The 23,543-nt window shown below is 45.0% G+C and carries 14 protein-coding genes; 8 read left to right on the top strand and 6 right to left on the bottom strand.

The features are described from left to right. Positions 1-265: 265 nt before the first annotated feature. Entirely contained in the window at positions 266-2,740 is a 2,475-nt protein-coding gene (locus KFE98_02850) for a hypothetical protein (protein UTW63111.1), read from the bottom strand. 293 nt (positions 2,741-3,033) lie between these two features. Further along, the gene (locus tag KFE98_02845) at positions 3,034-5,193 is read right to left on the bottom strand and encodes a M3 family metallopeptidase (GenBank protein UTW63110.1); all 2,160 of its coding nucleotides are present in this window, start codon (positions 5,191-5,193) and stop codon (positions 3,034-3,036) included. Positions 5,194-5,416: 223 nt separating this feature from the next. Here KFE98_02845 and KFE98_02840 point away from each other — a divergent pair, with 223 nt between their 5' ends. The 4 genes from KFE98_02840 (at position 5,417) to KFE98_02825 (ending at position 14,000) form a co-directional block, all read left to right on the top strand. Further along, positions 5,417-6,451 carry a hypothetical protein gene (locus KFE98_02840; protein UTW63109.1) on the top strand — a complete coding sequence of 345 codons (1,035 nt, stop codon included), beginning with the start codon at positions 5,417-5,419 and terminating at the stop codon, positions 6,449-6,451. A gap of 193 nt (positions 6,452-6,644) precedes the next feature. Next, positions 6,645-8,687, top strand: a complete 2,043-nt coding sequence (locus KFE98_02835) for a hypothetical protein (GenBank protein UTW63108.1) — start codon at positions 6,645-6,647, stop codon at positions 8,685-8,687. Positions 8,688-8,779: 92 nt separating this feature from the next. After that, positions 8,780-13,306: a T9SS type A sorting domain-containing protein gene (locus KFE98_02830; protein UTW63107.1), complete on the top strand. Its 4,527-nt coding sequence runs from the start codon at positions 8,780-8,782 to the stop codon at positions 13,304-13,306. Between the two features lie 199 nt (positions 13,307-13,505). Then, positions 13,506-14,000, top strand: coding sequence for a rhodanese-like domain-containing protein (locus KFE98_02825; protein ID UTW63106.1), 495 nt, complete (start codon positions 13,506-13,508; stop codon positions 13,998-14,000). Between the two features lie 96 nt (positions 14,001-14,096). Here KFE98_02825 and KFE98_02820 read toward each other — a convergent pair whose 3' ends face one another. Beyond that, the gene (locus tag KFE98_02820) at positions 14,097-14,918 is read right to left on the bottom strand and encodes a hypothetical protein (GenBank protein UTW63105.1); all 822 of its coding nucleotides are present in this window, start codon (positions 14,916-14,918) and stop codon (positions 14,097-14,099) included. Positions 14,919-15,088: 170 nt separating this feature from the next. Between KFE98_02820 and nrfH the strand changes: the two genes are divergently transcribed. The 4 genes from nrfH (at position 15,089) to KFE98_02800 (ending at position 21,017) form a co-directional block, all read left to right on the top strand. Continuing rightward, positions 15,089-15,685 (top strand): cytochrome c nitrite reductase small subunit, encoded by a 597-nt coding sequence (gene nrfH, locus KFE98_02815; GenBank protein ID UTW63104.1) that lies wholly within the window; start codon positions 15,089-15,091, stop codon positions 15,683-15,685. 9 nt (positions 15,686-15,694) lie between these two features. Beyond that, complete coding sequence (gene nrfA / locus KFE98_02810) at positions 15,695-17,185, top strand: ammonia-forming cytochrome c nitrite reductase (protein UTW63103.1); 1,491 nt, start codon at positions 15,695-15,697, stop codon at positions 17,183-17,185. 97 nt (positions 17,186-17,282) lie between these two features. Next, positions 17,283-20,354: a cytochrome c biogenesis protein CcsA gene (gene ccsA, locus KFE98_02805; protein UTW64625.1), complete on the top strand. Its 3,072-nt coding sequence runs from the start codon at positions 17,283-17,285 to the stop codon at positions 20,352-20,354. Positions 20,355-20,510: 156 nt separating this feature from the next. Then, positions 20,511-21,017 (top strand): hypothetical protein, encoded by a 507-nt coding sequence (locus KFE98_02800; protein UTW63102.1) that lies wholly within the window; start codon positions 20,511-20,513, stop codon positions 21,015-21,017. A gap of 80 nt (positions 21,018-21,097) precedes the next feature. Here the strand turns inward: KFE98_02800 and KFE98_02795 are convergent, their stop codons facing one another. The 3 genes from KFE98_02795 to KFE98_02785 form a co-directional block, all read right to left on the bottom strand. Then, a complete protein-coding gene (locus KFE98_02795; protein UTW63101.1) occupies positions 21,098-22,117 on the bottom strand; it encodes a DUF4405 domain-containing protein in 1,020 nt (339 codons plus the stop codon). Between the two features lie 192 nt (positions 22,118-22,309). Further along, positions 22,310-22,780 carry a hypothetical protein gene (locus KFE98_02790; protein UTW63100.1) on the bottom strand — a complete coding sequence of 157 codons (471 nt, stop codon included), beginning with the start codon at positions 22,778-22,780 and terminating at the stop codon, positions 22,310-22,312. A 64-nt stretch (positions 22,781-22,844) separates the two neighbouring features. Next, complete coding sequence (locus KFE98_02785) at positions 22,845-23,399, bottom strand: sigma-70 family RNA polymerase sigma factor (GenBank protein ID UTW63099.1); 555 nt, start codon at positions 23,397-23,399, stop codon at positions 22,845-22,847. Positions 23,400-23,543: the final 144 nt, after the last annotated feature.

Raw genomic sequence — 23,543 nt, 5'->3', positions numbered from 1 at the left:
AGGCCATTATATGTTTGTGTTTTTTCTTGTTTTTTGCCCCATTCGAGAGTTGTAATAATGGCTATTATCTACTCATTCTAATGGGCGGTTTCTAAAAAAGTTTGCAAGAGTAATTCAAAAAAATGAGTTGCTGATTTGGAGGTAAGGAGGGTATAATAAATTAGGTTAAAAGCATTGATTCCAAATGCTTCCAAAACAAAAGCCCCTCACCGCGGTAGGTTGATGCGATGAGGGGCTGGTTGGTTGTAGGTTGGCGTGGATCAGGCTAATATGTGAGAGCGCCAAAGGATGGGGCCACGGTCGATCCGATAACCCCGCCGGACGAAACCACATAGCCGTATACGCTTGGGGAAATGGAATTCAATAGAATCTGGCAGCCTTCCTTATAGCCAATGGGTTCGGTGGGACCTCCACTCGGAAAGGGATCATCTCTTTTCACGGTTTGGCTGTATTTGGCATTGTAAAGGTATTCGTGTGTTTTGGTAGCATTGGCCGCTGTGCTCATGACTATTCTTTGGTTGTTTCGATCCACGGAAACAATGTAGGCCCCATCTTCGATACCCTCTCCATAGAGTCGCCGGCCGTTGTAGTTGGTCCCGGTGAGCAATAGGCTTAAGGATCCCATGTCTACGTTGGTGATGGTATCGTTTCCAGCCTCCAGGTCGCCCCACATCGGGAGGTAAAAAACGGGGTACTCTACATGATAAATAAACATGGGGCCAGGCTGTAAACCATAGGGTGTACCAGAAATAAAGATGGTGTCCTCCGAAATTTCACTGACAAACCCTAAGGCATGAGTATAAGCGTGACTGGGCATACCCAGAGTAGTCATGTCTGCCGCACTTCCATCAATGGTTCCACTGGTGCCGGATACGCCCGCCAGCAAATTATCTTCCAATCTATATAGACCCGGATCGGAGGCAATGAAGTAGGCTCGGGTTTCATTCGAGTCAATCCAAATATGGCGTTTGTTGCTATCCAGCCGACGGGGGTAAATGTTGTAGAGTTTATCGTCGTTTTTAAAGGTTTGGTCAGCCCAATATTGGTTGTGAATTTCGTCGCCGCCTAACAAGTATTTTTCGCTCAAATGAAAATAACTACCTCCATTGTGTCGACCTCCAATTACCTGACCCTGACCGGTGAGGGCAACGTTGTCGTAGTTGATTTTTAAAGCGCTTTCGGTTCCCCAAGGACCATTCACGATGAGCCCGCCCTGGATGTTTCCACCCACTATGCTCAGGCCTGCTGTATTGAAGCGAAAGGGCATTTGTCGGCTGCCATCCGTATAAAATTCCAAAGCACAATTGGTAAATGTGGCCGTATTCGAACTGTAGAGATGATAAGGAGGAGTGAATATTCCATCGCCATCTTCCGGGTTCATAAACTTAAAGTGGCACTGATTAAAGGAAACATGATTGGCATTGATGTATCCCAGGGAAAAAAGAGATTCGATATACACGTTAGTTGCTCTAACCGGACTTCTGCCGGTTTGAGTCATGTGGATGAACTCCTTGGTAAACCCGGCAATGTTGCAGTTGCTAATGCCTGGAGGAGTGCCTACACCCGTGCCGATAAGTTCACAGTCTACAAATCGATTGATCAAGGTGGAGTAGATGTTATCAATGCTATTGCCCCGAGATTGTGTTTGACCTGCTGCCCAGAAGGTGTGGCAAAATTTAACATGGCAATGTTCGGCTCGAATGTTATCTCCATTCTGAACGCCTGGAGAAGGGTTATTGGCAATGGCTACAAAATGATCTCGGAAAACACAGTTTTTAATGAGCAACATACTGGTTCCTCCTTGTTGGGTATTGTGGTAGCGATTCTCATGACCAGGATATCGATTGGTGCCCGTAATGGCTTGGTGAAAGGGATCGATGGCAATGGCGCAACTGGGTGAATAGCGATTGGTTCGTGCTCCGGCTACCGCACCCCAATCGTTCAAGGTGTTTTCCACCCATTTTTTTAAGCTCATCGATTCGTAGGCCATGGCATCTCCGTAAAACACAATGTTTTCGATCACCGCATTTCGGGCTTCCTGAACTGCTAAGCAAAAACTGGAATCCCTCAACCAGAATACGGTGGAACTGGCTAACTCCTGACTCGCATCATAGGGTGATTGAATACCGGAAATAGTAAATCCTACAAAACTGTATTCGTCTGGATCGCCGTTCGAATCCTTAAGCTCACGTGCCAATACCACGCCTTTGTCCAGGTAAAAGATTCCTGCCCCGGCGTTTACCCGGCTCGAAGCCTGGAGTTGGATGGCCGCATCAATGCATTTTTGGATGGCCTTGCTGTCGTCCAGGTTGTCTCCCGGAATCGCTCCAAAGTCTTCGATGTAGTAACCCTGATCCCGAATTTGAAGGATGGCGTATTTCCCATTGGCGGTTGGGACCACGGCGCAGCTGTCTACCGCAAATCCGTTCAGGCTATCGTTACTCACAACGTAGCTGCCTCCCAGATGGGTGTATAAAATGCTGTTTTCAGCCAGGTTCATGGAGAGGATTTCAGAGGCATCGGTTATGCGATAGGTAGTCACGGTTTTTGGATCGAGCAATTGAATAATTCCATTGGGAGCCACCCCAACAGGGCGTAGGTAGTTTAGGTTGGTATCAGCCAGGTAATCGGTGAGTAAGGTGTCTAAAATGTCAGCTCGGTTGTAGATTCCATGTTGAGCGTGAAGTTGGCTGGCACAGATGCAGAGCAGGGCCAGGATGGTTCGGGTGATTTTTTTCATGGTAAGTCAATGGTTTTGTTATTTGATCGTATGAATTGTTCTTGTCGCATTCCTTTGGGAATACCTGAAGGCGTTTCCAATCAAGAGGCTAACGACAGGGTGAAATTAGGGGAAGGAAAAACCCTAAAATGCCCAACTTTCATACTCTAACCATTTCATTCCATAAGGTTGGCGGAATAATCCATAACAGAAATTGACGAAGGTTTGGTTTCCCTTGAATAAAGGGGGATAAAAACAAAAAGGAGGGTAAGCCGAGGCCCCCTCCTTTTTTAGTTTTTATGGAGTTGTTGTATTTACTTCTCAGGTACTGGGAATCCACGGTCGCGCATCAAAGCCTCAATATTGGCGTCACGCCCTCTAAACAAGCGATACGCTTCAGCTGGATCGATGGAGTTGCGTGGAGCGAATAAGTGGGTAACCATTTTGGCCGCCAAATCTTCATCATAGTATCCGCCAGGAGCTTCCATGAATGCTTCTACAGCATCAGCTGTTAGCACATCGGCCCACATGTAGCCGTAGTAGGCTGTGGCATAACCTTCACCTGAAAATACATGACCAAAATGCGGTGTTCTATGGCGCATCGGCAATTCCTTAGGCATGTTAAGAGCAGTCAACGTTTCACGCTCAAAGGCATCAATATCGATGGTAGCAGGATCGGCCAGGTGAAGTTTCATATCCATCAAGGCAGAGGCCAGGTACTCAGTAGTGGCAAATCCTTGGTTGAAAGTTGATGCATTTTTAATCTTGGCAACCAACTCTGCTGGGATAGGCTCACCCGTTTTGTTGTGAACCAGGTAATTGTTGATCACCTCGTCAGTAGACAACCAGCGTTCCAGTAGTTGGGATTGAAATTCTGTGTAGTCTCTTACTCCGCCATTAAGTGTTGGATACTTCACGTTTGAAGAAAAGAAGTGCAAAGCATGACCAAATTCATGGAAGAAGGTAATGGCATCGTCCCAGGAAACCAAAAGGGCTTCACCCGGAGCAGGTTTTACAAAGTTGGAGTTGTTGGTGGCCAAAACATTTTTCTCACCATCCAGGTTAGAATGACCTCTAAAGGTATTGGCCCATGCACCAGAGCGCTTTCCTTGTCGTGCATAAGGATCGAGGTACCAAAGGCCTACATTTTTACCTGAAGTTTTGTCCGTTACTTCCCAAACTTTTACATCCTCGTGATAAACCGAAACTTGACCATCTGGAACCGGGGTAAACTCGTAGTTAAACAGCCTTCCAGCTACGTAGTGCATGGCTTCGGTAAGTTTATCCAATTGCAGGTACTGTTTTACTTCATCAGAGTTGAGATCGTATTTCGCTTTACGCACTTTTTCAGCATAAAAACGGTAATCCCAGGGTTCAATGGTAATGTTGTCTCCGTTGGCGTCAGCAATGGCTTGCATTTCTTCTACCTCTTCAGCCACACGAGCAATAGCCGCAGGCCAAACAGCTTCCATCAAATTCATGGCATTTTCAGGAGTTTTAGCCATGCGATCTTGTAAGCGCCATTCTGCATAATTTTTATAGCCCAAAAGTTCTACACGTTCGCGACGCAATCTCAAGATTTCAGCAATCAATTCATTGTTGTCGTATTCGTCACCGTTGTCTCCCCGAGAGTAGTAGTTGCTCCACACTTTTTCACGTAGATCTCTTTCGGTAGAGTAAGTAAGGAACGGGTCCATAGAAGAGCGGGTGTTCGTTACCGCATACTTTCCTTCTTGTCCTTTATCTGCGGCAATTTTTGCGGCTGACTTGATATACCCTTCAGGTAGACCACCCAATTGATCCTCGTTTAAAAAGGTCACATAGTTTTCCTCGTCGTGCAATACGTTGTTCGAAAACTTGGTGTACAGTCCAGACAATTCTTTGCTGATTGCTGCATAGCGTGCTTTTTTCTCTTGGTCCAATTCAGCTCCGCTCATCATGAATCCGGTGTAGGTTAAGTCAACCACACGCTGCTGGTCTGCAGGAAGGGGATTTTGCTGAGAGGCATCATAAACGGCCTTAACGCGCTGAAACAGTTTTTCGTTTTGATTGATTTTCGAACGAAACTCCGAAAAGAGGGGAGCCAATTCAGAAGCCACTTCTCTAAATTCAGGCGAAGACATATTGCTTTGGAGAATTCCGTAGTAGGCAAAAGCTCTGTTCAAGGGTTGGCCCGCCCGTTCCATCGCTTCGATGGTGTTTTCAAAAGTTGGAGCTTCCGTGTTGTTGGCGATGGCTTCAATCTCCTTCAGGTTCATGTCCATTCCTTGAACCATGGCTGCTTTTACTTCGCCGACCTTCATTAGATCAAAATTGGGTACTCCGCCATAGGGTCCTGTCCATTCTTTTAATAGTGGGTTTTCGATCATAGGTGCTTCTGTGTTTTCTGCTTTATCCTCTTCCTGTTTGCAGCCAACCATCACAGTTAAGCCTAACATAAACAGAAGAATGGGTTTGATGCTAAGATGTGCCATCTGAATGAATTTAAAAATGAGCGATTAACGCCATTATGTTATTTGCGACGTGCGAATTAACCAAATAACCACCACACATCACTCATTTTCATCACATTTCTAATCCACTCATACATATCACATAGGGATCTTGCCTCTCTTCCGATGGCAATTGGAACTCTTTCAATGATGATCGGAACTCAATTCTACTAACTACTTTTGCCACACTCATTACAAAGTGTCCATGACCCGAATGAAATACACCATTAAACTTCTGATTGCCTTAACTGGATTTGTTCTGGCTTTTGGAACTGGATTTGCGCAAAATTTTTCCCCTCTGTATCCCATCGGCGATGATCCGGATATCAAGTATGTTTCCAGTTACACCTCACAGGAGAAAATTTTGTTCGAAGCCAATCCTACTGTTCGCTACAGTTTTTATAGCACCTTCAGCCGTTATCTCGCTTGTGAGGATAGGATTCATTCCCAAGCCTTATACCTGGCTGCCAGGCCACAACTCAGAATGTATCAGGAAGTTTCCAAACCTGTTAAAACGCCCTCTTATCGGGTGTTTTTGGGAACCCAGCAGTTGTTTCGGCTTAATCAGGGAATGAATAATAAAGTTGTTCAGTTTGTTGGTTTTTCTTTTGAGTCGGGGCATTATTCCAATGGTCAATCCGGATGTGCTTTTTGCGAAGATTACCAGGATCAAACCGAAGAATGCGATAGCATCTACGCAACCTTTGATGATAACACCGATTTATCTGCGTTGCTCAATCGCAAAAATGGGAACTTCTCTACCAATATGTCTGAATTGCTGCTCAATTACCAGTGGCATAAATTGGACTCCACTTTCAGTCCCGTTTATTCGCATTCTGTTGAGTTGGGTTATACGCTCTACCACGATCGGTTTTTGGGTGTGTTTGATTTTGGAGGCTACTCCGATAACGATATTGGAATTTATGGGAGACACCGGTTGATGTTGAATTATGAATTGACCTACAAAAGGCAGCGTAAGTATGCTCCGACCTTTGCTTTCCGTCAAAACATAGAATACATCTTGGATCATCATGTTCAGGTAAATCCCATTCGACTGGTAAGTACGGTTACTTTTTACCCTATTCCAGCATGGAGAACCTTTGGCGTTTTTACCTCCTACATCTATGGTCACGACAACTATAATTTTCGTTTGGTTGATTCAGGACACCAGTTTGCTGTAGGGCTCAGTTGGGATCAATTTGCTCCAGCGAAATTGGGCGGGAAACGGTGTAAGAAATAACGATTACAATCTAACTTATGGTTTGTAAGTGTTTCTTTATGAGGTGATTTGGTGTTGCGGGGAATTCGGCAAATGGAGGGAGGATTCTTGTTAAAATCCATTTGATCTGCTCATGGATTGGTTATATTTGATGGAGAAAGTTTGCTTTCAAACCAAAACCCTAATTAATCAAATAAACCAAAACCACAACTCCATGAATTTTTCCTTGAAGCTATTGGTGCTCGCCTGTTGGTGCGTGCTAATTTCCAGTTCCGTTCATGCTCAATGTGCCTCAAATCTGTTGAGTTATGTGACGAGTGATCAGAAAGATGACTATTTCTCTGGTACAAATTTAACCCTAACCCTAAATGTAGATCTACCTGCCGGTGCTACCGGAGTTACTTATTCCTGTACTTGGACCGCTGTGTCTGGTAGTGGAGGAACTTTCGCCACACCTCCATCCAGTTCTTCTCCAACGGCCTCAATATCCAGTGCTGGTGTGTATCGCGTGTCTGGAACGGTGAATTATAATTCTTGTTCCAGCGTCACATTCAACGATGCGGAGATAACTATTCGCGACGCTTTTGGCAGTTCTGGCCTGACCTATAGTCCCAAGCACTATTGGACCTTCGAGCCGGCTGGGGATATTACCGTAAATAATGCTACCGTTACTATTCCAGCATACAGCAATAATTCCAATGATTTTTGCGAACCAGGAGCCTTTATTCAGGATTATCAAATGGACATTGCTACCATGAACTCCTGTGCAGATCCGGCTAAGAAAAACACCAAGCACAAACTCAAATTGTACAATTCTTACAATGGTAACTATACTACCACGAGCGGTCTGGTGGGCGATGCGGCCGATTTGGATCATTTGGTGAGTGCAGACCTGTTGATTCCCAATACCCAACAAATCAGCCAGGAGTTTTTGGTCAAGTTTGATGCCAGTTATGGTTCAGCCCTGTACTACAGCAACTACTCAAATACCGACTTTAAATATGGTTTTCCTTTGTTGAGAATTACTTCCAGTAGCATCATGTTTGGGGTTTCCTTTTTACGCGGATCTTCCACCACACCTGAATCCAGAACCAAGACCATAGCCTTAACCGGTACCGATCGAAGCGATTGGAACTACTACCTGGATAACGATTGGCACCATATTGCCGTGACCTGCGACTTGGAGAGAGGGCAGGTCAGACTTTTTGTCGATGGTAGTTCACCGGATGGATTTACCCTAAACTACTTTCCAGATCCAGCCAACGATAAAGTGGATTTACACGCCACCAACAATTATTGGCATTCCATTGGAACCTTAGGCAGCGATTTTGGCGAATTGGATGAATATGCTTTTTACGACCAGGCCCTAAGTCCAACGATTGTAGCGAAACACTACCGCCGGGCCATGAATCACAATGAGCACTATTCCTATACCGACGATGTCAAATACAGCCAGGTTCCGGGAACTTATTTATTGAGCTACCTCGAGAGTGACCAGAAGGACGACTACCTGTGCAACTCAGGAAGTGTGACCGTAACCCTTAATGTAGAACTACCGGATGGAGCTACTTCACCCGTATACAGCTGCAAGTGGAATGGAAGTTCCACCATGACCTCATCCACCACACATACCGTCACTTCCGCACAAAATGTTACCGTGGAGGGTACCGTGACCTATACCTTAGGAGGTGCCACCGAAACTCGTTTTTTCAATGAAGCCTTTATCCAGATTCAGAATGGTAATAGCGCATCGGGCGGAACCTTTGCACCCAGTCATTATTGGACCTTTGAACCGGCGGGGAACATCACTGTTAATGGCGCATCCGTTACCATTCCAGCTTCTAATTCCAACACTCCCAATTGTGGTTCGAGCAATCCTATTATAGATTTCCAAACGGACATTGCGACCATGAATAGTTGTGCCACTTCCGGTCAAACCAATACACAACATAACATGGAGCTGTACAATTCGAATAATGAAGGGTATGACCGGGTGAGTGGAGTAGTGGGAAATGCTGCGGATTTGGATCACTTAATTGAGACCCGACTATTCATCCCTCATACTCAACAAATCTCTCAAGAGTTTTTGATCCGTTTCGATCCTCGTTATTATTCCAGTCAATTTTTTAGCGACTTTGGTAATACTCATTTTGATTTCGGTTTCCCAATACTCAAAATGAGTATGGGTAAAATTGAATATGGAGTGTCCTTCATACGGGGAGTTCAACTAACCTGGAAACCCGAACAGAGACTATAGACCTTAATGGAATTGATCGCAGCGATTGGAATTATTACCTGGATGACGAATGGCACCATGTGGTTGTTACTTGCGATCTTTCAAGGGGACGTGTGCGCTTATTCATTGATGGAGTGAGTCCGGAGGAGTTTAGTTTTAGCTACTATCCAGATCCCTGGCAAGATAGAATCGACTTGCATGCATCGAATAATTATTGGCACTCTATTGGTGCAACCCGGGCTTATGGAAGAAATGAATTCGGTCTTTTTGATGAATATGCCTTTTATGACTTTGTGTTGAACCCCACTTTGGTTGCCAAACACCACGATCGGGCCCTGAACCATGGGGAGCACTATTCTTATACCGATGATTTGATATACTGTGGTTCTGGTGCTGATTCAGATCCGGATCAAGGTGACGGGTCCATTTTCGCCAAGTACTTTCCTCCTGGATATGCAGGTTCGGGAATTTCGGGTGCCGGGATTGATTTTCCCATGAAACAGTATGAAGAGAGTCCCTTTCCACGATACCTTCCTGAAAATGAATTGATTCGAAACATTCCTTGGGTTGGAATGCAATACCTGGGAGGAAGTAATGCCAACAACTACCTGAATGGCAATCAAAACCTCCCATTGATGTATGCCGAAGCTGGAAAACTTAATGCCGAGTTAGCCCTTCATTGGAACTATTTTGCTCAAATAGAGCGAGACAATACAGACTGGGCTCCGTTGAAAGATTTCGCTAATGCTCATCCTGATTTACCCATCTGTGACATCATTAACTGGGGGCAGATTCCAGCACCGCAAGTAAATAGAGAAGACTTAGGGAGCGCTTACTACCTAAAGGATCCAACGGGCCAGAATTTCAATTATTTAGACAATAATGGGAATCCTCATGTGCTGTGGGATCCGGCCTCGCCGGCAGGTCAGGTTGAAATGGATGGCATTAATAAAGCCAGTTTGGTCGATCAGCACATGGAGGGACTTCAGCGTCCATTGAACCTATTGAATGAAAATGGAGAAGTTCACCCTTTGGCTACCCGTTGGAGTTGGGATGAACACTACAACGGATTTAATGCCGACCTAAAGAACGAATTCGATGCCTATGGAGGGACCTGGAAACATTTTCAAGGGAAAAAGAAAACCGATTTGAGGGTGGCCTATAGAAATGCCATCTATGCTAATTACCCCGCTTTAAATGATCATAAAACCAAATTTTCCTACTACTCTGTAGATGCCGCTGGCGGTCATTATGTCTATGATTCCTGGGCTTGGAATGAGGTCAAGCAGGTTCAAAGGAATTTTGATGGAAGTAATTTCTATTCCACGCCAGACATATACCCAGCCCGTCCCGAGAAATGGTTTGAGACCTTTGGTGGTATGAACCATGGCATGGATTATTTGGGAATTACGCGTCAAGCCGAAGTGGATCAGGGAGATGTCTTGAGCTCCCCGTACGTATGTGCCGGATGGGGTACCGATCCAACAAACAACCTGGCTCCTGGACCCTGGTTAGGATTATTGAAAGCCATGGGCGTTGCTGGAGCCGAATTCTACTACACCGGTTTTTTCTCGAATGTCCCAGATTATCATACCTCGGTGAACGGAACTCATACAAACCAGGATGCCCGAACCTGGGCCTGGCAGTTGTTGATGCCTTCCTATGCCCAAGCTGTAACCAGTAGATATGAGGATCTGCTGAGGAATGGAACCTTAATGAATGATCCTGATCTTATCGATGGATCAACGGGCATTCCCTTTATCAATATTTTGGGAGGTGGTACCAATGTTTATACAACAGCAAGAAAGGGTTCCAATTCTACAAACGGGTTGACCGAGTATGCTATTTCTACTTCCATTCAACCGCTTTCCAACAGCCAACCGCCTACCAGCAAAACCATGCTTCTGGAAGACTTTGATGGAGGTGTGATGGGAGATATTACTTTGGAGAGCAGAACCCAGGGAAGTACTTACCTTCTTCGCAAGCATGATAATGCCAACCAAGGTTCAACCTATAATCAATGGGTATTAATTCAGCTGGATAAATGGCATGAACCTTATCACCCCCAATGGTGGAGTAGTGACTACGCTTTTGAAGCAGAAGTGGCCGATGAAGTTTGGATGGGAAATAGAGGTCATGTAGATCCCAAGGCCATGACTGTATTGACCCGAATCGTGGACCCGAATACAGGTCAAGAAACCATACCTTCTCAAACGGATATGGATTTCTCCCATTTTGTGTCTTACTATTCCTTCGGCAATACCACCATTCCAGGTGGTGGCGGTTCAGGAGGATCAGGGCAATCGGGTTGCAGTTTTACCAGCGAATTTGGCCCTGCGGAGCAGCATCCACGTCTCAGTTACAAGTTTCGCGTGCAAGCTGATGGAGATTCCTACCGTTTATTTATCAGAGCTCGCTTGAAGCCCGGAACAACGGGTGAAACTGCTGCCAATATTCAATTGGTAGACGAAGGAAGAGAAGAGCAAATTCTTTCCGATTATATCCGTTGTATAACGAGCAACGATTGGGAGTGGTACACCATTGGATTATGCGGTAATGTGGATCTCGATAACCTGGATAAAGGTTATTACTTTCTGGATGTATATCCCAATGATGCAGGGTTTGAAATTGACCAGTTGGTTTTGGATAAAGACAAGGACAGCACCGTGCTGTTAGGGCAGTCTATGGCCTGCTCCAACAATTCGTACCCACATTTAGGAACCACTTCGCTTCCTGAAAATGAGGCCTGCACGACTTCTACGTTTACCCACGCTGTAGCTTGTTCCGGAAAGGCCATTCAGTTCTCCACGTTCATTACGCCAAAACTTCCTTCCTCTTGTGGCCCCGTTGCGAAATATGGCTGGCAGGTTCTTGACGCTTCCAGTACGCTGATTGAATCTGTGGCCTTGGCAGTTGGAAATACAGTACTTCCTCCTTCCGGAGTGCCCAACTCCCTATTTGGGGGTACTCATGAAAGACCATTGATTACTTACCCATCGGCTGGAACTTACACGGTGATCATGGAAGTGGAAATCGGTGGATTGGTCCAATCCATCAGCAAAACCGTTACGGTATATGACAATCCTTCGGTAAGCGTATTGCTTAATGGGGGGACAGGGCCTATAACCGTTTGCGAGGGGCAAAGCGTTCAGTTGAGTTCAACGGTTACGGGTGGAACAGCTGGGTACACTTATTCCTGGTTTCCTTCTCTTACCACTGAATTTCCCAATAAAGCTAACACCACAGCGTATCCGAATGAATACAATGGTGTGGCGAATGGAAGTTCACCATTTAAGCAAAATCAGTACAAGTTGACCGTGACGGATACAAACGGTTGTGTGGGCGAAGACGAAGCTCCGGTTATTACAGTAAACAAACCTTTGCAAGTGACAATTACTTCTCCCACACATGCCAATCTGGAGGTTTGCCATGGTCTAACAGGAGGAAGCACCGCTCCGAACAAAGTGGAGATAACTGCCGACGTTTGCACAACTTCTTGTACCACCAATTATTCGACACCTGTTGGTGCCCTGAGTTATCAATGGGATGTGGGGAATAACCAGATTGCTTCTGGATTCAACTCCCAAACCGCTCAATTGGCCAATCCAAACGGATTGGAAACCAAGGTGTATCAGGTAACCGTAACCGATGTGAATGGATGTAAGGGAGATACACATGCCGTGGTCACTGTTAATCCTTCTACGATATCGGTAGATGTGGGCAATGCGACCAGTTCAGCCCGAATCTCGAGATGTTTGGGTACCACAGGAGTCATTAATTCGGCCACAGAAATCGGTTCGGCAATAAGTTCGAGTGGTGGTTCTGGAACCCTGACGTTATCCTGGTCAGCCGAATCTTTGGGTGCCAATGGAACCACGCCATTTTCGACCAATGCCGGAAACGATGAAGCTGATTTTGGCAACGTGTCAACGGCATTAGAACCCACCTTGTACACCATAACAGCAACCGATGCCAATGGCTGTACTGGAGAAGGACATATTTGGTTAGATGTGATTGAAATAGATCCTCAAATTGAATCTTTTGAAAGGGTTTGTGAGACTAATACGGCTGTTTCGGTTGACCTTGTGGCCACCCCTGATCATGCAGGTTATCTCTACACCTGGTCGAGCCCAAATACGAGCCCGACTCCAACTTTCACCTGTACCACCAATTGCGTGCAAACGGCTGTTAGTTTAGCGGTTCCAACCACTTTTGGTGATTCTACCACCTATGACATCGATCTGCAGGTGACGGAACCCATTCTTTCCTGTAGCGAGACTGTCACCAAGACCATTAAAGTGGTTCATGACAATTGTGCGTCAAGGGGTTCAGAAGAAGTCGAGCCCAATTCAGATCCGGAAGGAGATGAGGTGATTGAAAAGGAATTGGAAAATGGATCATCCATTTTACTCTATCCAAACCCCAACAATGGTGTTTTCCAAATCCAATTTACCGGTGAATTGGAAAACGAGATTTTACAGGTGGTCGTTATGGATCTACAAGGTAAAGTCATTACTCACCGCATAAAAGAAGATCAATCACGTCTTCAATTCGAACTGGATGAACTTCCAAAAGGAGTTTACCTGATTCGGGTATTTAATGAAAATCACAACCTACGGGTAGGTACCGTGATCGATTAGCAATACATGCATATCATAGGGAAAGGCTTGGCATGTTTGTCAGGCCTTTCTTTTTTTGGATTTGACAAATGAAAATGGAAGTTTGGGAGCGTTGCATGCTTGTTTTTTTGCGCTTGGAATCCAAAAACTAACCGTTGTCATTTGTATTAAGCTAATGTTAACTGAACTTTGTTTCAGTGTAAACTAAGCATCTATTACTATGTCTAAAATTATTGCTCTTTTGTTGGTGTTGAGCGCTCATGTAGCATGGGCGCAGCAGGTTGAAAATCGTGAGTTTAATGAGCTTTTGAAAAATGAACTCAGGCACGACGTCCCGGAAATTGATGTGGCTGCCTTAAGCTCTATGCAAGACTATGTACTTATCGATGCTCGATCTATGGAAGAATACCAGGTATCTCATCTGGAAGGCGCTCGTCAAATTGACTTTATCCATTTCGATTTAAACAAGCTCAAGGATGTTCCCAAAGACAGAACCATTGTGGTCTATTGCTCAGTTGGAAGTAGAAGTGAAAAGGTGGCAAAAGTTCTGATCGACAACGGTTATACCAAAACCTTAAATCTCTACGGCGGAATTTTCGAGTGGAGTAATCAAGGTAAACCGATGGTGAATGAAAGCGGTGAGCCTACTCAAGCGATTCACGGTGTGTCTAAAGAATGGGCCAAGTGGATAAGCCAGGGAAAGGTTATTCTATAACAAGAACCTATACAGATATAAACTACAGTCTCTAGGCTGGAACAGGCTGTCTCCTAAGAGATGGCCTTTTTTCTGGTTCTGTGTGAACCTCCAAGATCACTCAAAACGTACGGAGAGTATCAAGTTAGGCCGAATGCCCATTCTGATAATGCTCAAGGGATGAAATGGGAAATAGGTGTCAAACTCCTCCCTTTCTGAAAGGTTCATCCGGTTTCCTTCCTTAAAGTCCTTTTGATAGGGATCTTGCTGGTACAGGTCAAGTATGTCCATCATGCCGGTTTGAGTAATCTGACAAAACGTTTGAACCGATAGGTTATCTCGCATTCCGGTTGGATTCATTTCATGAACCTTTATCTGCAATTGGTAGAGTCTCTCTTCTCCATAATGGGGCATGTTCAAGAAATAGATGTAATCCATTCCCCTACCTTCTTGCCGCGGAACCTTGATTATGCTTTCATAGCCCTCAACTCCATTCGGATTTTTAAACTCTTCACATAGAATGAGTCCTCCGCCTTGCTTGACGGCCAATTCTCGAAGCCAATTTCTGTAAACGCCAATTTGGGATTCCTCCTTTTTCATTTCACCATTTGGTCGCACCATACCGGCCAGTAGAAGGTCACCTTGATGGCTGTGATATTCCATTCGTTCTTCGGTAACCACCTTCTGGTCCCATTTCATATCATTGAACCGAAGACTTCCGAATTTAACCTCATTTAGAGGGAATTCTCGGGAATAGTTTAAGAGTTCCTCCTTTCCTTCATCGTTGAACATACTGGAGAAAAGAGCATTAATGGAATCGTCAAATTTACTTTTCTTTTCCTCGGTCAAAGGAAACAGTTCATCAAAGAGATCTCTCTTAGGTGTTGAAGAAGAGGGCGTTGAAGGTTGGCCTTTCTTTTTGAAAAATTTTCCGAACATAGAGAATTGGATGAGTCAGTATAGGGTTTCAAATATAACCTAGAGGGTTTGTTACCTGAGCAAGTATTTAAGCTTCCTTTTTTCCTGTTTGAAATCATTTTTAAGTCTACCTAAATATCATGAAATGAGTACCTACTAATGGGTAGCAAATACTTAAGTTTGTTAGAGCCATGAATTTTAAGGAATCGCTTCTACCGAACAAAAAATCAAGATGGCGCCCGGTCGCTGTTTTTATCCTATCTGCCGCTATAGGCTTGGGATTGTTTATGGCTCATGAAGCTAAAGTGACCTCCTATTTATCCGATGATCCCCAGGCTTGTGTTAACTGCCATGTGATGACGCCGGCCTTTAATGGTTGGATGCACAGTTCACACCGGGAGTGGGTGAGCTGTAATGGATGCCACGTTCCACAAGACAATTTTTTCAATGCCTATTACTTTAAGGCGAAAGACGGCTTGTACCACGCTTCCATTTTTACCCTGCGAGCAGAGCCAGACGTTATGTTTATGCGAGAGGCTTCTGAAAATGTGGTTCAGGACAATTGCATTCGCTGCCACGTTCAGCAGGTAACCGAGACCAAATACGCTGATTACCTAAAAGATCACACGTCCAATAGAACGGAAAGAAAATGCTGGAGTTGCCACCGTGAAATTCCACATGGTAAAATACAAGGAATGTCAACCGTAAAGTATGACTTAGCTCCCCGCCCAACAGATAAGGTGGAAGCCGTTATTCCGGAATGGTTGCAAAACGAATTGAATAAATAATTAGAATCGATGAGAAACTGGGTATTGTTTATCGTGACAGGTATTGGGGTATTCCTTTTGGGAATCCTTGCATCAAGTATCATCAACCGCAAGGCTGAAGCTCGCTTTGAGTATGTGCCAAAGGTGGAAATTTCGCAAAACGAACCACGCAATGCGGTTTGGGGTGAAAACTACCCCAAGGAATACCAGTCTTACAAGCAGACTCGGGATACTTCGTTTAGCACCTACCAGGGGGGATCTGCCACCCGTGATATGTTGGAAGAAGATCCACGATTGGTCATTCTTTGGGCCGGATACGGTTTTTCCAAAGACTACAACCAGGGTAGGGGACACTCTTATGCCATCGATGATTTGCGTAATTCCCTTCGAACCGGAGGTCCTAAAGGAAAGGGAGATGGACCTATGCCTTCTACTTGCTGGGCGTGTAAAAGTCCGGATGTACCTCGCTTGATGAATGAACATGGTATCGATGAATTCTACCAAGGCAAGTGGGCCGATAAGGGTTCGGAAGTGGTGAATGCCATTGGTTGCGCGGATTGCCACGATCCGGATAACATGAAATTGAGAATTACCCGGCCCGCTCTTATCGAAGCCTTTGAAGCCATGGGTGAAGACATCAATCAGGCGACGCATCAGGAAATGCGGTCTTTGGTATGTGCCCAGTGCCATGTGGAGTACTACTTCAACAAAAAGATTCCTGGAAAAGAGGGGACACCTTACCTCGTGTTCCCCTGGAAAAATGGAATGAGTGTGGAAGATATGGAGGCCTATTACGACGAAATCGAGTTTGCTGACTGGACCCACAAAATCAGTAGAGCACCTATGCTCAAGGCCCAGCACCCAGGTTATGAAACCTACAAAACAGGTATTCATGCAGACCGGGGAGTTTCCTGTGCCGACTGCCACATGCCTTATAAAAGTGAGGGAGGACAAAAATTTACCGATCACCACATTCAGTCTCCTTTGGCCAATGTGGCCAATGCGTGCCAGGTGTGTCACCGAGTGGATCAGGATAATTTATTGGAGAACGTTTATGAGCGTCAACGCAAAGCCAATGAAAATCGCTTAAAGTTGGAAGATCTGTTGGTTAAAGCCCACATCGAAGCCGGTAAGGCTTGGGAATTGGGAGCTACCGAGGAACAAATGGCAGCCATCCTATTAGATATTCGCCACGCTCAATGGCGTTGGGACTATGCCGCAGCTTCTCACGGTGCGTCTTTCCACTCTCCTGTAGAAACCGGTAGGGTTATCGCTGGCGGAATGATTATTGCTCAGGAAGCCCGGGTGAAATTGGCTCGTTTGTTGGCCGAATTAGGACACAATCAAGAAGTGGTAATGCCCGATATTTCCACCAAAGAAAAAGCCCAGGAGTACATTGGACTGGATATGGAAAAACTCCGCGAGGAGAAAAAAGAGTTCAAGCAAAACCTCTTGCCTCAGTGGCTTAAAGAAGCTTCAGAAAGAGAGGCTAAAATGGATACCAAGGCAGCCTCTTTGTAGCCTGATCCGCTCTTGATTTCAATTGGTGAATAGACTCATACGTTTACTCAGTTCTCCCTCATTAGCGCTCTTGCTATTGTTGGTGTTTGCCCTTGCCATGGCGACGGCCACCTTTGTGGAAAATGACTTTGGCACAGCCACAGCCTGGAAATTGATCTACGACAGTTGGTGGTTTGAATGGGTTATGCTTGGGCTGGGTGTTTCCTTCATCTTCAACATTCAGAGGTATCGCCTGTGGCGCAAAGAGAAATGGGCCATTTTACTCTTTCACTTATCCTTCATTTTAATCTTGGTTGGAGCAGCCGTTACCCGGTATTATTCCACAGGCGGAGTCATGCGCATCCGGGAAGGGCAATCCTCACATGTGATCATTTCCAACGACAATTACCTTACCGTACTTATATCGGATGGAACTCAGAGCAAGACCGTTAAAAAGCCCTTGGAATTTTCACCCCTGGGCAATAATCATTTCACCCTTTCTACAGATTGGGATGGGAAGGATATTCAGGTTTCATTCGCCGAGTTTGTAGCCGACGCCGTTCCCCGAGTGAAAGAAGATGCCGAAAATGGAACTTCCCTGATAGAACTTGTGGTTGCTCGTGGTAATGGTAGAGAAACCGTTTACCTCGAAAAAGGAAAGACAGAAAAGTTAGGCTTCAAGCAAGGAGACTTATCCATCGGATTCGAATCCGATGAAAAGGGGAATATCAATCTCACCGAAAGAGGAGATTCCTTGTACATTCAAACGCCTAAATCGCTCGATTTCTTCGTTATGGCCGATCAGTCGGCAGGAAAAATTGCTCAGGACTCCCTACAGCCGCTGAGGTTACGAACCCTTTACCGCAACGGTGACCTCACATTTGTTCCCCTTGCCTACCATACCCAGGCCACCCTGGAATTGGTTAGTGCGTCTATGAAACCCAAAGACAATGACGAGACCAAGGACGATGCCTTAGCCCTTAATGTAAGCTCCGGAGGTAGTACCGAGACGATAACCCTCATGTATCGCAAAGGATTTTTACCGAGTCAACATGAGCTTAAGATTAATGGATTGACCCTTCGTCTTTCTTATGGTTCTGAGGCCATCTTGTTACCTTTTGCCCTCGAGTTGAGAGACTTTCAGCTGGAGCGCTATCCAGGATCAACGAGCCCTTCGTCCTATGCCAGTGAGGTAAGTATTTTGGACGGCGAAAAACGGGAGCCCTACCGCATTTTTATGAATAATGTGCTCGACTACCGAGGCTATCGTTTTTACCAGGCCAGTTACGATTCAGATGAGTTAGGGACTGTACTTTCTGTCAACCAGGATAGACCCGGAACCTATTTGACCTATGCTGGCTATTTTCTTATGGGACTCGGAATGTTCTTCACCCTGTTTGGACGAAACTCTCGTTTTCAATGGCTCAACGCCAAGTTGAAACAAACCACCGAACAACGGCTTGGATTGGTGCTACTCTTTCTATTCCTGGGAGCAGGCTCCTTGCCAGCCACCGAAGTAGACCTCGAGCAAGAACAGAATCTGATTCTACAGCAACAAATCGATCAGCAACATGCCGATCTGTTTGGCCGCCTGATGGTGCAGGATTTAGATGGGCGGATAAAACCCGTAAATACCCTGGCCTCCGAATTTTTGAGGAAGATTTCCCGTAAAACACAATTCAAATTTGAGCACCAAGGCGAAAAGGTTAAGCTCAACGCCAATCAAGTGTTTCTGGCCATGCACGTATATCCTGATTTATGGCGAGACATTTCCATCATTAAGGTGGATCGTGAAAAAGGAGCTGCTTTTCTGGAAGGTATACCCATCAATGAATCGGGCCATGTTGCCTTAACCGGCTTTATAGACGAAGAGGGTGAATATCTTCTGACTGACTTAGTTGAACGTGCGAATCAGAAAAAACCGGCAGAACGAAGTGAATTGGACAAGGAAGTGATCAAAGTAGATGAGCGCTTCAATATTCTATACAATGTATTTGTAGGCAATTACTTGAAAATCTTCCCCAATCAAAACGACGAGAACAATACCTGGTTTAGCTACAGTCAAGAGCTTACCGAATTTCCAGAAGAGGATGCCAAATTTGTAAGAACCATTTTACCGCTTTATTTCCGCGATATCCATGAACGAAAATGGATAGATGCCACCGAAAAGCTTACCTACATCAAAACCTACCAGGAAGTATTGGGAAAGGACATACTACCCAGCAAAAGGCAGGTAGCTGCTGAACTGTGGTACAATGAACTCAATGTCAATTTTTGGCTTTTCCAGGTCTACTTTACCTTGGGTTTCATCTTATTGGTTTTAGCCATTGCCCGCATCTTTACTCAGTCACGTATGGTCAATGCCACATGGGTCGGTTTGATTGGAATCACCTTGATCAGCTTTATCGTGTTTACCGGCAATTTGATATTACGCTGGTACATTGCTGAACATGCTCCCTGGAGCAACGGTTACGAAATGCTCATTTTTGTAACCTGGGTGTTGATGCTTTGTGGCTTGCTCACCTTTCGTAAATCCGATTTTTCATTGCCCTTGGCCACCTTGTTTTCAGGAGCTTTGTTATTCGTTAGCTACCTCGATTGGCTGAATCCAGAGATTACCAATTTGATGCCTGTACTAAAATCGTACTGGTTGAAAATTCACGTAGCCACCATTGTCAGTAGTTACGCTCCTTTAGCGCTTTCGGCCGTGATGGGAATGATGGTTCTGGTGCTGATGATCATACGAACCGAAAAAACAAAAAAGGCCATCAACCTGAGGATTCGGGAACTGAGCTACATCAATGAGATTTCGATGACCATTGGCTTGTTTGTATTGGCCGTAGGAACGTTTTTAGGTGGAGTTTGGGCCAATGAATCCTGGGGGCGCTACTGGGCTTGGGATCCCAAAGAAACCTGGGCCTTGATTAGTATTATCGTTTATGCCATTGTTCTTCACCTCCGATTCGTACCCCGGTTGAATAGCAAGTATGTGCTCAATACTGCCAGTATGTTTGCCTTTTGGTCCATTATTATGACCTCGTTTGGAGTAAACTACTACCTATCTGGACTACACAGCTACGCCGCCGGGGATCCTATGCCCATTCCCAAATTCGTTTATGTACTGGTGGTGATTATGGTGCTTTTGGCGGCTTGGGCTTATTTTAAGGAATACCGAAAATCCAGTTCATAGAATTTTGGACGTGTTTTGCATTTAGCATCCTAAAACTCCCCACCCATTTTTCGAAAAAAAACGGGTAGAATTAACCCATTCTCTAGTCAGTGATAATTACTCTTTTGAGCCATCGCTCGATTCTGGAAATTTGAATAAATCATTCAACTTTTTATTATGAGTAATACCTGTAACGTCAGTTTTAACTACACAAATGGCAATCGGGAAATCGCGGGCATCGTGGTAGCCCATGCAAGCAATCTTACGGCACCGAGCCTCCTTGATCCGGCAGATTTTGAACAAGTTATCGCTGCCAAGAATCTTAATTCAGGACAATCGGCTCAAGGGTTTTCGTCCATCGCGACCGGACTCGATTCCGATTATTGGGCCATTGCCCTGGCTTTTGCCGATGACCCTTCTACTACCTATGTGCTTACTACGATGGATGGCCCCAATCCTATGGTCCCCTTCATTTGTGCCAATGTAAAAGAGGATAGTTCGGGGCCAGCAACATTTAACCTGGATACCACCAAAACAAGTCCTACTGTAGATGGTTTTTTTCATGTGAGTACCAATGAGGTTTCCAATGCTCCTGCCTTGCTTCAGAATTCAACCTTGGTTGATACTATCGACATTATCAATGCAGTAGTAGACATGCTTCAAAATATAGTGTCTAAGGGGTAGAGAAGGTATAGTAAGATTCAATTCCCTAAGTACAAGTTCTACTTGATTGAATAGGCCCTCTTCCCAATGGTGGAGGGCTTTTACTTTTTGGGCTGAACCCCAATCACAATACGCTCAACAATTTCGAGTGCGGTGGTAAGCGTGGAGAGGTCAGGGTTGATTTCACCCGATTGGCCGGATTGATGACCATGGCCAATAAGCTGCATCATTTGATAGGATTTAATCTCCGGATTGACCTGGGCTTCAAAAACCAAAGAAGGTTGCCCCAATTGTCCGGTGCCGCTGTGGTATACTTCGTCATCCGGAAAATCATATTCGGAATAATATTCGTTGTCATCAAAGGCCACATTGATCTCTAAACGAACCACGAACGGACTCGTGTTCTGGGAGGAGGTATGGAGGTTGAAGTTTCCTTGTAAAGTGGCTCCTGTGATCCCGTCGGGTAGGGGTTGATTAGAAGGAGGAACATACATTCCATCGGCGTATTGAACCCCACGCTTGTGCGACCAAACAGGTAAGGCATCCACCCTTCGGTAATCTCCTTCACTATCCAATTCTTCATCAAAGGTTTTAAAGTTGTCCTTGTTGCGACCACCGAAGAAAAGTCCTTTGGCCGTGGCCTTGCTTACGAATAAGGTCTCCAGGAATTGGCCGTTCGTATCTTCCGTCCAAATAACCATTTGAGGATGCCAGTAATGCTCTCCGCGAAGTAGATCAAGGTGAAGCTGTGTTTCGTGGGAAGTATTCATTCGTAGGATATCTCTTTGTTCCGGATCCACTTCCTGTTTACCCTGAGCACGAATTTGGGTGCCCCATTCCATAACTGTTTCGAAAGGTGGGAGAGTCCAGTAAATGGCCGCAACGACCAACGCCAGAATCATTCCTATTCCGTACACCGATTTCTTCTTGAGGTAAGATTTGATGGGACGCAGATTATTGGTCAGGTGAAAAACGGCTGCCAGCAGAAACACGAAGCCAAACCAAGTGTGTAGGCTTTGAATAAAATGGGTATGAGGCCTAAAATACTCGAGGATTCCCGTTATGGCCAATACGGTAAAACTGAGCAGAATAAGTAAGCTTACAATGCTTCTTTTCATCATCACATTAAGAATCTAAGGGTAATTCGATCTTTTGGGAAGACCCACACAGAAATACTCCTGAGCGGAAATGGGGAATTCATCGCTCGGCATTTCCTTCAGGTATTTAGGCTAAAAGGAGATTCTCAGGGGAGAGTAGGAGCGCTCAAAGCGTCAATTTACTCCCCTAAGAAAACTTATGATGTACTGAATCTCTTACGAGAAGTTCTTTTTTAATACTTCGATTCGGCCTTTGAGGTATTGCACCTGTTGGGCTTTTTCTTCAGGCATTTCAAAGGCGTCGACCTTTACCTTCATTTTGCTGCTCAGCTCTTTTTCAACCACCTGTACTTCACGGGCAATAATCTTTAGGCTTTCATCATCAGATTCTCCAACAATGTCGTGGATGGTGTATGAGCGCTCATCAAACTTGGGATCGGTTGATTTTTCCATTTCTGCCTTAAGTGCAATTAAGTCGTCGCGCAAGCTGGTAATAACCTTGGCCTCACCAAATTTGGTTTGAGCTCCTCTACAGTTGGATGGATTACAACCCGAAGTGGATTCGGCTTTCTCTGATTTACTTGATTTTGAGGCACAGCAGGCTTTTTGAGCTTGTGCTCCGTTGGTAAAGAGTAGACCCATGCCCATCAAGGAGGTGGCGATAACTAGTTTTTTGATTGTTTTCATGTGTATGATGTATAGATTTTCTACTTAGACGTAAATAGAGATAATTGATGCAATAGAAACGAAGTTAACAGGAATCTTCAAGACAATTTCTTTTTTCTTCCCAATCGGGATTTTGGGTATGACTCATGATGCTCCCTTTTCCGCCTTGCTTGATGGTGCAGCAGGCCGTAAATACATCCTTGAGCTTTTTTCGGCCTCGTTGAATTTTAGATCTCACCGTGGCGTAGTTCATATCCAACTGAGTGGCGATGTCCTTTTGTGACAAGCCTTCCAATTCAGATAATCTTAGAATTTCCCGGTACTCTTTCGGCAATAGGTCGATGTAGGAGGCCACGCATTTACCCAGCTCAACGATGGATTCGCTTTCGGGTTTTTCTTGGTCATCCGTTACGTCTTCTACCTCTTCGGTAAGTACCTTTTTTTTGCGGTAGAAATCCGTAATGGCATTTTGGGCCACCGAATACAACCAGCTTTTCACGTTCTGGATTTTTTTCAAATCAGAATTGGCCAGCTTGAGAAAAACCTCCTGGGTCAAATCCTGAGCATCTTCCAGATTATTAATCCGTTTGCGGATAAACAGAAACAGCGGGTTGTAGAGTTGTTCTATCTGATGTTCCATATCCATATCAAAGGTAAGCTCTTATTTAATCTACTTGAGAGTTTAGGACTTCATTCCAGCACAAAAAGCCCCTCAATTTGAGGAGCTTCATGCCGTACTTATTATTGCTTAACAACAACCGCCGCCGTTACAGCATCCGGTTCC

Source organism: bacterium SCSIO 12741, from assembly GCA_024398055.1.
GTDB lineage: Bacteria > Bacteroidota > Bacteroidia > Flavobacteriales_G > Salibacteraceae > SCSIO-12741.
The sequence above is the reverse complement of the archived record's forward strand: the minus strand, read 5'-3'. Positions and strand labels throughout refer to the sequence as shown.